The 13,834-nt window shown below is 68.9% G+C and carries 13 protein-coding genes; 4 read left to right on the forward strand and 9 right to left on the reverse strand.

Annotated features, from left to right (window positions below):
* The first annotated feature begins 16 nt into the window (after positions 1-16).
* Positions 17-271 (forward strand): acyl carrier protein, encoded by a 255-nt coding sequence (locus tag ACJJVL_RS08385; RefSeq protein ID WP_405218114.1) that lies wholly within the window; start codon positions 17-19, stop codon positions 269-271.
* An 11-nt stretch (positions 272-282) separates the two neighbouring features.
* The gene (locus ACJJVL_RS08390; RefSeq protein WP_405218115.1) at positions 283-1,983 is read left to right on the forward strand and encodes an asparagine synthase-related protein; all 1,701 of its coding nucleotides are present in this window, start codon (positions 283-285) and stop codon (positions 1,981-1,983) included.
* Here the strand turns inward: ACJJVL_RS08390 and ACJJVL_RS08395 are convergent.
* Genes ACJJVL_RS08395 through ACJJVL_RS08410 form a run of 4 tightly spaced genes read right to left on the reverse strand, consistent with a single transcriptional unit; the run spans position 1,964 to position 6,176 of the window.
* Positions 1,964-3,196 (reverse strand): glycosyltransferase family 4 protein, encoded by a 1,233-nt coding sequence (locus ACJJVL_RS08395; protein ID WP_405218117.1) that lies wholly within the window; start codon positions 3,194-3,196, stop codon positions 1,964-1,966. The genes ACJJVL_RS08390 and ACJJVL_RS08395 overlap by 20 nt on opposite strands.
* Positions 3,193-4,092 (reverse strand): glycosyltransferase family 2 protein, encoded by a 900-nt coding sequence (locus ACJJVL_RS08400; RefSeq protein ID WP_405218118.1) that lies wholly within the window; start codon positions 4,090-4,092, stop codon positions 3,193-3,195. Before ACJJVL_RS08400 ends, ACJJVL_RS08395 begins: the two co-directional genes overlap by 4 nt.
* A gap of 5 nt (positions 4,093-4,097) precedes the next feature.
* The gene (locus tag ACJJVL_RS08405) at positions 4,098-5,393 is read right to left on the reverse strand and encodes an O-antigen ligase family protein (protein ID WP_405218119.1); all 1,296 of its coding nucleotides are present in this window, start codon (positions 5,391-5,393) and stop codon (positions 4,098-4,100) included.
* 12 nt (positions 5,394-5,405) lie between these two features.
* Complete coding sequence (locus ACJJVL_RS08410) at positions 5,406-6,176, reverse strand: hypothetical protein (protein WP_405218121.1); 771 nt, start codon at positions 6,174-6,176, stop codon at positions 5,406-5,408.
* A 62-nt stretch (positions 6,177-6,238) separates the two neighbouring features.
* Here ACJJVL_RS08410 and ACJJVL_RS08415 point away from each other — a divergent pair, with 62 nt between their 5' ends.
* The gene (locus tag ACJJVL_RS08415; protein WP_405218122.1) at positions 6,239-6,889 is read left to right on the forward strand and encodes a hypothetical protein; all 651 of its coding nucleotides are present in this window, start codon (positions 6,239-6,241) and stop codon (positions 6,887-6,889) included.
* Positions 6,890-6,918: 29 nt separating this feature from the next.
* Positions 6,919-7,755 carry a hypothetical protein gene (locus ACJJVL_RS08420; RefSeq protein WP_405218124.1) on the forward strand — a complete coding sequence of 279 codons (837 nt, stop codon included), beginning with the start codon at positions 6,919-6,921 and terminating at the stop codon, positions 7,753-7,755.
* A gap of 54 nt (positions 7,756-7,809) precedes the next feature.
* Here ACJJVL_RS08420 and ACJJVL_RS08425 read toward each other — a convergent pair whose 3' ends face one another.
* From ACJJVL_RS08425 to ACJJVL_RS08445, 5 genes are all read right to left on the reverse strand, one after another.
* Complete coding sequence (locus ACJJVL_RS08425) at positions 7,810-8,949, reverse strand: hypothetical protein (protein ID WP_405218125.1); 1,140 nt, start codon at positions 8,947-8,949, stop codon at positions 7,810-7,812.
* 234 nt (positions 8,950-9,183) lie between these two features.
* Entirely contained in the window at positions 9,184-9,873 is a 690-nt protein-coding gene (locus tag ACJJVL_RS08430) for a polysaccharide deacetylase family protein (RefSeq protein WP_405218126.1), read from the reverse strand.
* Positions 9,874-9,914: 41 nt separating this feature from the next.
* Positions 9,915-10,784 (reverse strand): glycosyltransferase, encoded by an 870-nt coding sequence (locus tag ACJJVL_RS08435; protein ID WP_405218127.1) that lies wholly within the window; start codon positions 10,782-10,784, stop codon positions 9,915-9,917.
* Positions 10,781-12,151, reverse strand: a complete 1,371-nt coding sequence (locus ACJJVL_RS08440) for a glycosyltransferase family 4 protein (RefSeq protein WP_405218129.1) — start codon at positions 12,149-12,151, stop codon at positions 10,781-10,783. The genes ACJJVL_RS08435 and ACJJVL_RS08440 overlap by 4 nt, the downstream gene beginning before the upstream one ends.
* 104 nt (positions 12,152-12,255) lie before the next feature.
* The coding region (locus tag ACJJVL_RS08445) for a sugar transferase (protein WP_405218130.1) at positions 12,256-13,834 on the reverse strand (1,579 nt) is incomplete at its 5' end.

Here is a 13,834-nt window from a genome sequence, read left to right on the forward strand (position 1 = left end):
CCGAAACGAGGAGATCATGACCGACACGATCGACACGGTCCGCGCCACGCTGATCGAGACCCTGGAACTGACGCAGCAGCCCAATACGCTCACCGCGGATACCGCGCTGTTCGGCGCGATCCCGGAACTGGATTCCTTTGGCGTGGTGCAGCTCGTCGCCGCGATCGAGGATCGGTTCGACATCACGATCGAGGACGACGAGTTCGGCCCGGAGCTGTTCGAGACGGTGGGCAGTCTTTCCGACTTCGTTGACGCGAAGATCACCGCCTGAGGAGATGGCTGATGGCCAGCACTCCAGTGCCCCGGCTTCCAGGCTTCCTCGCCATGGTGGAGGACGCCGAGGGCGACGCCAATGCTCGCGGGCGCGCGCGCGTCACGACGTGGGGGCTGTCCTGCGTTGCCAGCTCCGCTTGGGTGCTCTCCGCAGTCACGCGCACCGCTGACGGGCGGGTCTCCCCAGAGGCAATCGCTGCGGAGCTGGAGATGACGCCGGCCGCGCTCGTGCGCCTTTTCCCACCATTCGCCGCGGTGCGCGCCGACGACGAGGGCGTCACCATGGTCGCCGACTCGATGGGGTTCCGTCCGCTGTTCCACAGCCACCCCGGCTCGGACGGCGCCGCGGTGCTGTCGAGCTCCGCGCTCGTTGCGGCTCGGGCACGGCGTGCGCAGCTGGATCAGGTCGCCGTCGGCACCCAGTCGCTGCTGGGTTGGCAACTGGGGCAGCGCACGCTCTTCCAGGGGGTCGAGAAGCTCGCACCGGGGGCGGTGGCGCGACTGCGCAGCGACGGGGTCGGCGTCCGCGTCGCGCCGGCACGGCAGCCAGAGGGGTTGGGCCTCGACGCTGCCGTGACACGCGCCGCGTCCCTCCTGCGCACCTCGCTGGCCGCTGTGCTCGACGAGCATCCCGACGCTGTGCTGCAGCTCACGGGAGGGCTCGACTCCAGGCTGCTGCTGAGCGCGATCCCGCCACGTCGGCGGCGTGGTCTGCAAGCGATGACACTCGACGTGCCCGGCAGCTCAGACTCCGCGATCGCGAGCGCGATCGCGGAGCGCTACGGTATCCGGCACAGCGTTCGGGGACTCGCCGACCTCGGCCATCTGACGCCCGAGGCCGCGTGGGAAGCCACCCGTGATGCCGCGGAACGGCTGGACGCGATGTCGGATCCTGTCGCGTTCGCAGCCCTGGCTGTCGCCGAGCGGAGCTTCGAGCAGGGCGTGCGGATCTCCGGCCTCGGTGGGGAGGTCGCGCGCGGCTTCTACTACGTCGGTCGGGTCCGGGACCGGACGTATACGGCGGCGGATGCGTCGCGGCTGGCCCGCTGGCGCATGTTCGTGAACGAGGCGGTCGAACCAGGGCTCCTTGCACGCGACTTCGCCAAGTGGGCGCTGGAGGAGGCGGAGCAAGAGGTGCTGCGGGCGCTGCTGGACGGCGGGCCCGAGTGGTTTCGCGCGACCGACGCGCTCTACCTGCGGCACCGCATGCAGCGCTGGGCCGGCGCAACCGATACCGCGGTCGGGGCCGAGCGGATCGTCATCAACCCGATGCTCGACCCTGCCTTCCTCGACATCGCGGCGGGGCTCACGCCGCAGGAGAAGGCCGGCTCACGCTTCCTCGCCGCGCTGCAGATGGAGCTCGACCCGGAGCTCGGCCGGCGACCGCTGGACGGCCGTTCAGCGCCCGCCGCGTACGCGCATCCGGCGCCGTGGCAGCCGGTCGTCCAGGTCGCGGGCACGGGCCGTCGGCTCGCACAGAAGGCGCTCCAGCGCGTCCGCCGAGGCAACCGGTCGCCCGCAGGCGGCGCGGTGCTGGCAGGCAAGGTCGTCGACCACTGGCGGGCGCGGCCCGAACTCCTGGATCCGCTCGCCGCTCTCCCGTTCCTCGAGCAGGACTGGCTCGAGCGCGTGCTCCGCGGTGACCACGACCCGAAGCCGAGCGCGGTCGGCTTCCTCACCGCGCTGGTCGTCAGCGCTCCGCCGGCGTGATGCCGATCACCTGCTCGTAGAGCTCCGACATCCGTTCGAACCGGTGCCGCCACAGGTGCGTGTTCGCGACGCGCTCCCGCGCGGCGGCGCCCATCCGCTGCCGCAGCGCCGGAGCTTCGACAAGTCTCCGGATGGCACCAGCGCAATCCGCGGCAAGCTGCTCGGGGGAGACAGCGTCCAGCCGAAACGCGCAGGTGTCGTCGACGTTCGCGCCCGGGCCGCCGCGTCGGCAGACGATCACCGGGAGACCGAACGACATGGCCTCGAGCGCGACGTTCCCACCGGGCTCGCGGTAGCTCGGGAAGCAGAAGACATCCGCGCGCCGGTAGAAGCCGTCGACCTCGGCACGGGGGACGGCGCCGTGGAACGTCACCCGGTCGCGCAGGCCGAGCTCCGCCGCGAGCTGCTCGCACGCGTCGCGGTCGTTCCCGTCGCCGACGACGTCCAGCACGATGTCGAGGTCCCGCACTGCGCCCAGGGCGCGGATCGTGTCGCGAAGACCTTTCGTGCGCACGACCCTGCCGACGTGGAGCAGCCGGACAGAGCCCGTTCTGCCCGATCGGTCGATCACGTCGTGCACCTCATCGACTGCGGTCTCACTCAGGATCTCGAAGCGGCGGAGCGCGACGGTGTCGAGGAAGTCGCGCACGTATTCCGCAACACCGATCACGCAATCCGCTTGCTCGTAGGTCCTTCGCAGCAGCGGGTCGGCCCGCATCCGCCATGCGTCGAGCGCACGGAGCCGCTGGTACCACGGCGCCGCACCCTCCTCGTCTGCGAAGGCGGCGGGTGAGGCCAGGCTGCCGCCGACCGGGCCGATGACGAATGGGATGCCGAGACCGACGGCAGGCGAGGGGTATCGCATCGCAACGGGGACGACCTGATGTGCGACGTCGAAGCGCTCGCCGGCCGTGAGACGGCGCCTGATCCAGCGTCGGGAACGCACGTGGAACGGCAGGTAGCCCGGCTGCAGCAGGCTGTTCAACCGCTCAAATCTGCCGACGCCCGGGGGTTCGGGCCATTCGACGACCCGAGCGTTCGGCAGCTGGCGGGTCATCGGCGTGTGCCCGCGCTTGTGGGAGGTGAGCAGGGTGAGCTCCGCGCGCTCCGCAAGCTCGTGCGCCCACTGGAACGCGACCCAAGCCTCACCGACATCCTCGCCGTCGCATGCCGGTGCGATCAGCAGGACCCGTCTTCTCGGCGCGCTCGTCATCGGGGGAGCAGACTGTCGCTGGCGTTGAGCATGGAAGGTCGCGACGAGGGTCTCAGCAGCGCGCGCACCGTCGGCCAGGACCTGTCATGGCCCAGCAGCCCCCGACGGACCTCCAGCAGGACGGTGGCAGCGAAGTAGAGCGAGGCCCTGGCGGTCCCGCTGCGGCGTCGATACAGGCGGATGCGGTTGATCTGCTTCATCGTGTGCGTCATGGCGCTCTCGCCGGATCCGCCGCCGGTGTGCATTGCGCCAGCAGCCGGTGTGTACACCGTCGCCCAGCCCGCGTCCTTCGCGCGCAGGCTGAAATCGGTCTCCTCGGAGTAGAGGAAGTACGACTCGTCCAGCCCGCCCAGCCGGTCGTAGCACGCACGGTCGACGAGGAGCACAGCGCCCACTGCCCAGTCGACCTCGTGCTCGGTGCGGTACTCGGCGGCATCCTCGATCCGCTCCGCGAACATCGGGCGGCCGGTGAAGCTGAGGCCACCGACGCGCGCCATCGTCGGACCGCGCCGCAGTGTCGGCGAAAGACTCCCGTCGGCCTCACGCGTGCGAGGGGCAACGATCCCGATCCCGGGTTTGCGAAGCACGTCGAGCAGCGTCGCCACCGACCCAGCGTCGAGCGTCGCATCGGGGTTCAGCATCAGGATGGACCGCGCCGGTGGGGAGGCACGGACGGCTCGGTTGACTCCGCCGGCGTAACCGACGTTCGTCGAACGCACCACGACGCAGTCGGACCGCGCCGTCAGGATCTCGCGGGTCGCGTCGGTCGACCCGTTGTCGACCACCACGACGGAGTAGGTCAGGCCGCGCATCGCCGGCTCGATGCTGTCGAGGAGGCCGTCGATGTGGTCCTCGCTGTTGTACGTCACGACGACGGCTGCCACATCAACGATCACAGCGCTCATCGTGCGAACTCCGCTTGCGTCGGCCAGTCCCGCTCGAGCCTCCAGAGCGCTCCCGCCAGCCCGAGGATCAGGAAGAGCGTGCCCGTCGTCATCGGGAACGCGAACGCGTCGAACATGAACAGGCACGCGAACCCTGCACACACTGCCGCGGCGAGCGCCATTGCGAGTGCGCCCGTCTCGTCCTGCCGACCTGTCCTGTGCAGCCGGGCGAGCAGGACCACTGCCGTGGCGCCAAGGACGAGGAAGGCAGTCGTGCCGACGACACCGATCGTCACGAGCAGCAGCAGGTACTCGTTGTCGAGGATTCGGTACTTCGGGAGGAAGGTGCCGAGCCCACGTCCGAACAGCGGCCAGCGGGCGATGAACTCGCCTGCGAGGGCGAAGCTGTCCGTGCGCGAGGTGATGCTCGGGTCGTCTGCAGCACCGGTGAACAGCTCGCTGATCGAGCTCAGCAGCCTGGGCGTGACGATCATCATCGCGATCAGGCCAGCCAGGCCGACCATGAGCACCTGAAGGCGTTGCCGACGATTCCAGCCGATCATGCACACGGCGACCGCGATGAGCGCGCCGAGATACGCGGACCGCGAAGATGTCAGCGGGATGATGGCGAGGATCGAGAGCGCAGGCAGCCATCGCACGATCGATCCGCGGTGTGTGTGGTGGAAGCCGACGTGCAGGGCGATCGGCAGCAGCATCGCGAGGATGACCCCGTACTCGATCGGGTGGGTGGACGTCCCCGAGGGTCGAGGGAAGCCGCTCCGCGTGCTGAGGCCGTAGCCGGGTGAGCTCGCGAGCCCCGGCAGCGTCAACTGGTCGACCCAGAGCTCGCGGGTGAGCACCTGGACGATGCCGAGCAGTGCGATGAGCGCCCCGCAGACGGCGATTCGCCAGAGAAGCGTGTCCAGGCGGCTTCGCGAGGACAGCGTGTCATGAGTGAGGAGGAGCGTTCCGGACCAGGACGCGAGGGCGAGGACCGCGACGTCCGCCGGGCTGATCTCGTCAGGGCTCATCGGACGGGCCATCGCCAGCACGTAGCTGATGCCGACGCACAAGAGCAGGAGGCCGAGAGCGATCCGAAGGGGTTGTGCACCCGAAGCAGGCCGTCGCATCCCGCCCACGAGGAGCAGCGCCCAGAGCACGAGGCTGCCGAGGCCGAACAGCATCGACGGCGCACCGGCGCTCCCCAACGGGCCCACGACGAACCTCGACGGGACGAACAGGAGGAGCACCACATACAGCGTCAACCAGCCCACCGCATCGACGGCGTGCGCGCTCGACCTTGCGCGGTGCACGAACGTGATCATCTACCGCGACCGAGCACGGTTCTGCGGTCTGGTTCGCTCAGCCCTGTGGGACGGTGTCCGCGGATGCGGCAGGCTGTCCTCCTCCGCCAGCTGATCCGCACGCTCGTCACCAGGCGCTTGCGTCGTTGCCCGGAGCGCGTCGGGCTCAGAGTCCCGCCCGCCGGCCGCACGGCGAGAGGCGCGCCGTGCGAGCGAACCGTCGACCACGAAGGTCAGGAAGCCCGTGCCGATGGCGCCGAGCACGAGCACAGCGATGATCAGGCGCACCGCTGCACCATTGTCGCGCGTCGCCTCGGCGTCCGAGGTCAGGACCATCGAGGTGATGAACGAGGAGGCAGGGGCGCCGACTCCCTCCTGCAGTCGGCGCAGCTCCTCTGGGACGCGATCTCTCAGGTAGCCGAGGGTTGCAAGGCTCTGCGCCTCGGTCTCGTCGGTGACCTGGATCAGGATGACCGGTCCGCGCACCTGGGCATCGAGGTCGACGCTGAAGGTGGCCGTTTCGGACTGCGCAGCCACCTCCTCCTGCGCTGCCGCGCTGGAGAAGTAGGCGGCGACGAGGCTCGCGGGCTGTTCCAGCCCGTCGAGCGCGAGGAACGGGTTCCCATCCTCACCGACCGCCTCCTGCGATGGCAGCAGCAGGATGAGCGCGCGAGACCGGAACTCCGAGGGGGCCGCGAGTGCCGCGCCGTAGGCGAGCCCGGCCGTCAGGAGCACGCCGAGGAGGACGACGTACCACCGCCTGGCGAATACGCGGAGAACGTTCGATACCACGTCAGCGTCCTCTCCGCACTGCCTCGACCGACCGGCAAGGTACCCAGTAGTGTAAGCCCACCATGATCACGCTGCGGGGCCTGTTGCGAACCTGCTTGCGCTGGTGGCCGATGCTGCTCGGCGGCGCCGTCGTCACGGCCTGTGCCGCCTATGTCGTGGTCAGCGACGACGGCGTGTACTACACGCGCACCGAGATCGCGTTCCTGGCACCCGCGAGCCAGGCTTCGCCGAACCCGGTGCGCACCCAATCCGACTCGATCATCGTCACGGCCGGAGCGGTCGCGAGAGCGGTCGCAGGAGCCGCAGAGCTGCCGAAGTTCGCGGCGGAGGACGTCACGCTCGTCGGCACCGGGGTGCGAGACGGCTGGTCGCTCCGCCTGCCCGATACGGGCGGCCAGTGGGCCTCGAACTTCGCGACCCAGCGCCTGGTGCTCGAGATCGTCGGTCCGACGCGCGCGGATGTCGCGGCGCGGCAGCACGAGCTGACGGAGGAGGTCATCAGCACGGCCCGGGCGATGCAGGCGGGCCAAGGAGCGCTCCCCGAGGACTTCATCACGACCACACCGATGCCCGACGCGACACGGATCTTCCACATGACGGGGAATCGACCTCGCGCCCTCCTGATGACCGCAGCGCTCGGGATGAGCGCGACGGCCGCATGCGTGATCATGCTCGAGCGGCGGCGGGCGAAGCCCGAACGCGCACCGCGATGATCGAGCGGCCCCCGACGCAGCATCCGGTCGTGCAACCGATCGGGGACGACGACGTCGAGCGTGTCGCCGCGTTCTTGCACGCACGTCTCAACCGGCGCGTGCCAGCTGGCGCATGGACATCGCTGCTGCGGCCGCCTTGGGCGCATCGTGGACCGAACCGAGGATTCCAACTGCTCGCCGACGGCGAGGTCGTTGGCGTCTACGCAGCCGTCTATTCCGTGTCGCGCACCGGCCGCTCCGTCTGCAACCTCGCGGCCTTCTGCGTACTCGACGGGCATCGGGGGCACTCGCTCCGACTGCTCCGAGCGATCATCCGCCAGCCGGGCTTCGTGTTCACGGATCTGTCGCCGAGCGGCAGCGTGCCTGCGCTGAACGCGAGGCTCGGCTTCGAGCATCTGGACACCGCCACGAGATTCGCGATCAACGCGCCCCGCCTCGCTCGGCATGCCGTGCGAATCGCTGAGCGCCCGGAGGACATCCGAGCCCTGCTTGAGGGTACGGATCTCCAGGTGTACGACGATCACTGCGGGGCACTCGCGGCTCGCCACTTGGTGGTGCACACTGCGGAGGGCTACGCCTACCTGATGTATCGCAGGGTTCGTCGCAAGCGGCTCGGGATCTTCGCGGCGCCCATCTTCGTCGGCGGGGACCCTGCCGTGCTCCGCGACGCCTGGCCGCAGGTCGCGGCTCGCCTGCTGCGTCACGGGTTGCCAGTGACGCTCGCGGAGGAGCGTGTGCTCGGCTTCACGCCCTCGGGGTTCGGTCGGGCACTGGGCCGGCCACGTCCCCGGATGTTCCGCGGCAACGGGGTCGATGCGTGCGAGATCGACTACCTCTACAGCGAATTGCCGCTGCTCGACTGGTGAGCGGCATCCGTCGGCCGTCGAGCTCGAGCCCCGTCGCCGGTCCGGGGCTCGGTGTCAGTTTGCCGGTGCGACGGGTGCTCCGTCGTCCCAGATGTTGTTCGTCCAGACGTTGCCCGGTGCCGCAGAGTCGAACGATGTGATCGGTCCCCAGATCCCGCAGTTCCCGTTCGGACCGCGCATGAAGATGTTGTTCGTGAACCGAATGTTGTTCACGCCTTCCGAGTACGGCTTGCCGGGCGTCGATCCGCCGTAGGCGCAGTAGCCCATCGAGCCGTCGGGGCCACCGTCGATGAGGTTGTCATCGATCGAGTTGTTCTGCACGACGCCGAAATCACCGTAGCCGGTCAGGGCTGCCGAACAGCCGGCGTCGGGTGGGACCGGCGCTGCGTCGCACGTGATCGTGTTGTGGCGGATCGTGCTGTTCGCACCCATCCGAATGGCGGACTCGTGATCGATCCCGCGGTAGTCCGTGTACTGACCGTGCAGGTACGAGTCCTGGACTGTGCAATCCGCGGCGCAGTTCACCGAACGACTGCCCCCCGTGACCTCGACGCGGGTGAGGGTGAAGTTGACATCTCCCACGCCTGTGCCAGCGCTCTGCGGCATGCGCACCTCGCTGTCGCTCATCGAGAACGATCCGTTGAAGAAGTCGGAGTCGCTGTAGATGTGGCCGTTGATGATCGAATTGGTGATCTGCAGGTTCTGCGCGAGCACCCGCAAGTCGCAGTCGATGATCGCGCCGTCGATCACAACGTCGTTCGTCTGGATCGTGCAGGGGCCGGTGTAGGGGCTGAGTACCGTGCCGTCGGGTACGCCGGTGGTCGCTGCGGACGGGAAGCTGCGGCCCTGAACGACGATGCCCCCGGGATCCGACGGCTCCGCTGGCGCCGACGGGCCAGGGTCCGGCTCCGAAGGCTCCGACGGCGTCGGCTCCGTCGGGGGCGGCTCCGTCGGCGTCGGCGTCGGCGTGGCGCTCGGTGGCGGCGGCGTGGGCGTGGGTTCAGGAGCTGGAGTCCACCACCACCAGGAGCGCCCATCTGCGGAGGTGGTGGTCCGGCCGTCTGGTGCTGGCGTCCACCACCACGCGAGAGAGTCGCTCTCGGCCATGACCGTGGTGTCGGCCGGTGCGGGGGCCGCGTGGCCGGATGAGGTCGACGTCACGGCTGGAGCAATGACGATTGCACCGAGGGTCATGATGCTGATCGCGGTCGCCCGGCCTCGAGCACGGTTCCGGTGGTTGCGACGTATCGCAGCGCTCCCGTGCTCAGCTTTCGTGCTGCTCGTCATCGAGGGCGTCCTCCCTGGGGAGCCTGAGCGCCCCGGTCGTAGGAGGGTAGTCGTGACCCGCTGCAATCGCAAGCCGATCCGAGCCCTCTTTGCGGTGTCGCTCGTCCAACCCGGCGGCCAACCGACGGACTCGACCCCTGGCTAGCGTCGGCGTTTCACCGAGCTCGCAAGCGCATTCCTCGCTGCCCGGAACCCGGGTCGACCCTGTGCGATGCGGAGCACGGACTCCACCGTGTCGTCTGCGGCGACGCTGTATCGAGGCCGCAGCCATGATTGGTCTCGAGCAGGGTAGCGGTCGCTCGTGTAGACAGCGCTATAGGAGGCAGCCCGCAAGCGCGCGAGAGTTGCGCGGTCGTACTGGCCCATGGGCAGCGCTGCCTCGGTGATGTCGGTGCCAGAGGCTTCCGAAAGGGTTGCGCGAGCATCGATGAGTTCGCGCCGTGCAGCGGCATCGGTCAGGTTCCGCCACGATCTGTGGTCCCAGCCGTGCGTGCCGATCCGCATGCCTGCGGCTGCAAGCGTTCGCAGGTGAAGCGACGAGAGGCTCGCGGGGTCGTGGAGCCGCCCCGCAAGCACGAAGAATGTTGCGGTCAGGCCCCGTTCGCGCAGTGCTGGCAGTGCGATGTCGGCGTCAGACAGGTTGCCGTCGTCGAAGCTCAAGGACACCCATGGCATGGGGCCGACCCGATCGAGGACGCGAAGGAAGAGGGTTTCGGTGACCCAGTATCGCGACTCGCCGCGCTCCCGCTCCGTGGGATCGGTGCCGATCCCGTGGAAGCACAGATTGATGCGGGTGTCATGGCGCGCAGTGGTCGCGGCACGCGACAGCATGGACGTCGCGGTCGAGCCCCAAGGGCGATGCAGGCGAGCGCTCACAATGCGGCGTTCGCCCCGGAGGTGCCCGGTCGCGCGCGGGTGCTGCTGTCGCGCCCCCAGGTGATCGCCGCGCGGCCATCGCGCTGGCCTGCGACAGCTGCGGCGACCGTGATCGCAACATAGGGGATTGCAGCGAAGGCCAGCCAGGGATGCGGGAGCACGACGTCGCGGAGCCACGCCCATCGGTCCGACGAGCGCACGGCTTCGGTGACCGCACCTCGCGCGGACGCCGCGCGCATCTCGGCATTGCCTCGCCGCACGCGCACGAGGCGGTGGTGCAGCGCCGTGATCGTGCGCGGTGCCTGCACAACCACGCTGAGTTCACGCACCTCGCCTTTCTCAGCGGGGCTGAACTGCGCGTCGAGGAAGAGGTCGTCGGCGACCATGTCCGGAAAGCGGTCGAATCGCGCGCGTCCAGCAGCCGATACCGCGATCATGCCTCGACCGAACAGGCCGTTGCGGAATACCGGAAGGCGCTCGTTGATGGCGCAGTAGGCGCGGACCAGCAGCGGGCTGGCACCGGCGTCCAGGATCCTCCGGGGCATCGCGGCCAGGGCGCCGTCGTCGAGCTTGGCGGCGAGCAGGGCGAGGCCGTGCGGGGGCATCAGAATGTCGGCATCCAGATAGACGCGGGGAAATCCCGCAGCGAGGTCTTCTGCAGCGTTCAGCGCGCCCGGCTTGCCGGCTTCGACGCGCTCAACGACCGTCGCCCCACGGCGTCTGGCCACTCCGGCCGTGTCATCACTGCACCCATTCGCGCTGACGATGATCTGGATGGGGCCGGGATCAACCTGCGCCTTGAGTGCGTCGAGGCACGATCCGATCACATGCTCTTCATCATGCGCGGCGATGATCACGCTCATCATGGCTGGATCTCCCACAGTTCGCCGATGCCACGATTCGGCACCGCGCTGGACGGCTGCGCGGCCGGTTGCGCCCGCGCAATCGTGAATCGACGCAGCGCTTCTGGATCGGAGAGGTCCACGAATCGTCGTCCCTGTGCATCGACGAGCGCGGTCCCTGAGCGCTCCGGCACGGCGGGTCCCGTGCGACCATGACCGGTGAGGCCGTCGAAGACCCCGACGTATGCTTCGGCCTGGGGGCGCCAGTCCAGCACGTCCCGGACCCGGTCACGGGCGGCCAGACCGAGATCCGCACGACGCATCGGGTCGTCGATCAGCGCCTCGACAAGGTCGCTGAACGCCTCGATATCGCCCGATGGGGCATAGAGCACCGTGTCCCCGCCGGTCACTCGTGTCTCGACAAGATCGAACGCCACGGTCGGCAGCGCGTACGCCATGTACTCCATTGTCTTGTTCATCGTCGACACGTCGTTCAGCGGTGTCTTCAGATCGGGGCACAGTCCGATGTCGGCTCGGCTGAGGTGCTCCGCGAGCTGTGCGCGATCCACACGGCCGGTGAAGAAGACATGCGCCGCGAGACCCAGGTCGTGCGAGCGTGCACGCAGGCTGTCGAGGCAGCTTCCAAAGCCCAGCAGCGTCGCGGTCACCTCGCTTCGTCCACGATGGTGCACGAGCTCGTCCATGACGAGAAGGATCTGGTCCACGCCGTCCTGTGGGCCCATGATGCCGACGTAGACGAGACTGATCTCGTTCTGCGGCCGCGGGGAATCGGGATAGATCGGTCGCATGGCGTCGGTATCAGGGCCGCTGCGCACGACCGTCACCTCTGCATCCCGACGCCCTCCCCGTGACATCGCAATCGCCTTGTACGACGCATTCGTTGAGATGATGTGATCTGCGGCTCGGAACGACCGTCGCTCGAGCCAGAGCAGTGCGCGATGCTCGAGTCTCCGGTCCCAGCTGGCTGGCTCGCCGAATCGCGAGCGGAACAGCTCGGGGTTCAGATCGTGGTGGTCGAACACGAACGCGACTCCGGACGCGCGCCACAGCCGTGCGAGGAGCCAGTATGTGTCGGGTGGGTTGCATGCCTGGAGGACGTCGAAGCGCCGGCGCCGTCGGACGTCCAGGCTGAGCAATGCTGTACGCAGCCAGCTGTAGGCGAACTCCCAGGCGAATCCCGCGAGCCCGTCTGCCTCGGGGGCCGGTCGATACGTGTGGATCTCGACGCCGTCGAGCCGCCGGAAACTCGGGTCGCCGGGTCCTCGCGGGCAGATGACGCTCACCCGATAGCCGCGCACGACCAGCGCCTGGCATTCCAGCCACACACGGCGGTCGAACGGGACCGGCAGGTTCTGGACGATGATCAGCACGTGCGGGGAAGCACCGTGTCGTCGCACCCGAGCCGGCAGGGGCGGCTCGACATCGGATGCCGTCATCGTGCGCGCCGGAGTATTGCGATTCGCATGGTGGTCTCCTAGTAGGCGCCGGTTGGGTGCACGATGATGCGGGCGGTGCGGAAGATGATCATGAGGTCGTGCATGACGGACCAGTTCTCGATGTAGCGGAGGTCGAGTCGGACGCTGTCGTCCCAGGAGAGGTCGCTGCGGCCGCTGATTTGCCAGAGGCCGGTGATGCCGGGTTTGAGGTAGAGGCGGCGCAGGACGGTGCCGTCGTAGCTGGTGGCTTCGTCGGGGAGGGGTGGGCGTGGGCCGACGACGCTCATGTCGCCGGTGAGCGCGTTCCAGAACTGTGGCAGTTCGTCGAGGGAGTGGGTGCGGAGGTAGTGGCCGATGCGGGTGACGCGGGGGTCGTGGCGGAGTTTGAACATGGGGCCTGCGCCGTCGTGTTGCGCTTTGAGTGCTGCGAGTTGCTGTTCGGCGTCGATGTGCATGGTGCGGAACTTCAGCATGGTGAAGGTGTGGCCGTCGCGGCCGACGCGCTGCTGGCGGAAGAGGATGGGGCCGGGGGAGTCGAGTTTGATGGCGATCGCGATCGGGATCGAGATGATGGCGACGGCGATGAGGGCGAGGCTGGCGACGATGATGTCGGTGGCGCGCTTGATGAGGTGCTTGCCGCCGTCGAAGGTGGGGATCTGCACGTGGATGAGGGGGAGTCCGTCGACGGGGCGGAAGGAGATGCGTGGGCCGGCGACGTCGGTGAGTCGGCTGTAGAGCACGAGTTCGGCGCAGGTGCCCTCGAGCTGGCGGCTGAGTCGGGTGAGGTAGTCGGGGTCCGCGTCGGGGTTGCTGGCGAGGATGACGGTGTCGGCGCCCATGCGCTCGGCGGTCTCGCTGAGCGTTGCCTTGCAGCACAGCACCGGGATCGTGCGGTCGTGCAGGGTGAGCGGCTGCGGGTCGGTGTCGTCGATCGCGGCGCCGAGCACGTGGTAGCTGAGATCTGGCATGCTGGCGAGTCGTTCGAGCACGTAGGCGACCTCGTCGCGGTCGCCGACCAGGATGGTGCGGGCGACGTGCTCGCCGATGCGCCGACGGCTGAGGAGCCACCGGCGCCACTGCCAGCGGCCGATGAGCAGCGCGAGGAGACCGGCGGGCAGCGCGATGAGCAGCTGCAGCCGCATCGCGGGCCAGTCGAAGGCGAGGCACGGCACGGCCAGCGCGCCGAACGCGAGCGCTGTCGCGTGCACGACCCTGCGGTACTCGAGCGCTCCGGAGCCGAGGACCGACATCTCCCGCGAGCGGAACCCGGCCAGCGTGATCAGCCACACGGCCACCACGATCGCCGGCGTCGCCAGCACGAGCTCGGGGGAGATGACGGTGAGCGTCGGCGTCGCCCACAGCACGCCCACCGTCGTCGCGACGGTCGCGAACAGGATGATCGACGCGTCGGTGAGCGACAGCCGCGCACGGATCCGACGATCCCGCCGCATCCGCAGCGCCAGCGCCGGCGTCGCCCGCGGCGACTGCGCACCCGAGAGCATCGGGGCCGGAACGAACCCGACCCCCGCCGCCGCCGGCGCCCCGCCGAACCATCGCGCTCCCGCCGGTGATGCCGCCCGCTGCACGTCTGCCCCCACTCCCTGCCCACCACCGGCA

Source organism: Agrococcus sp. Ld7, from assembly GCF_045064095.1.
Taxonomy (GTDB): Bacteria; Actinomycetota; Actinomycetes; order Actinomycetales; family Microbacteriaceae; genus Agrococcus.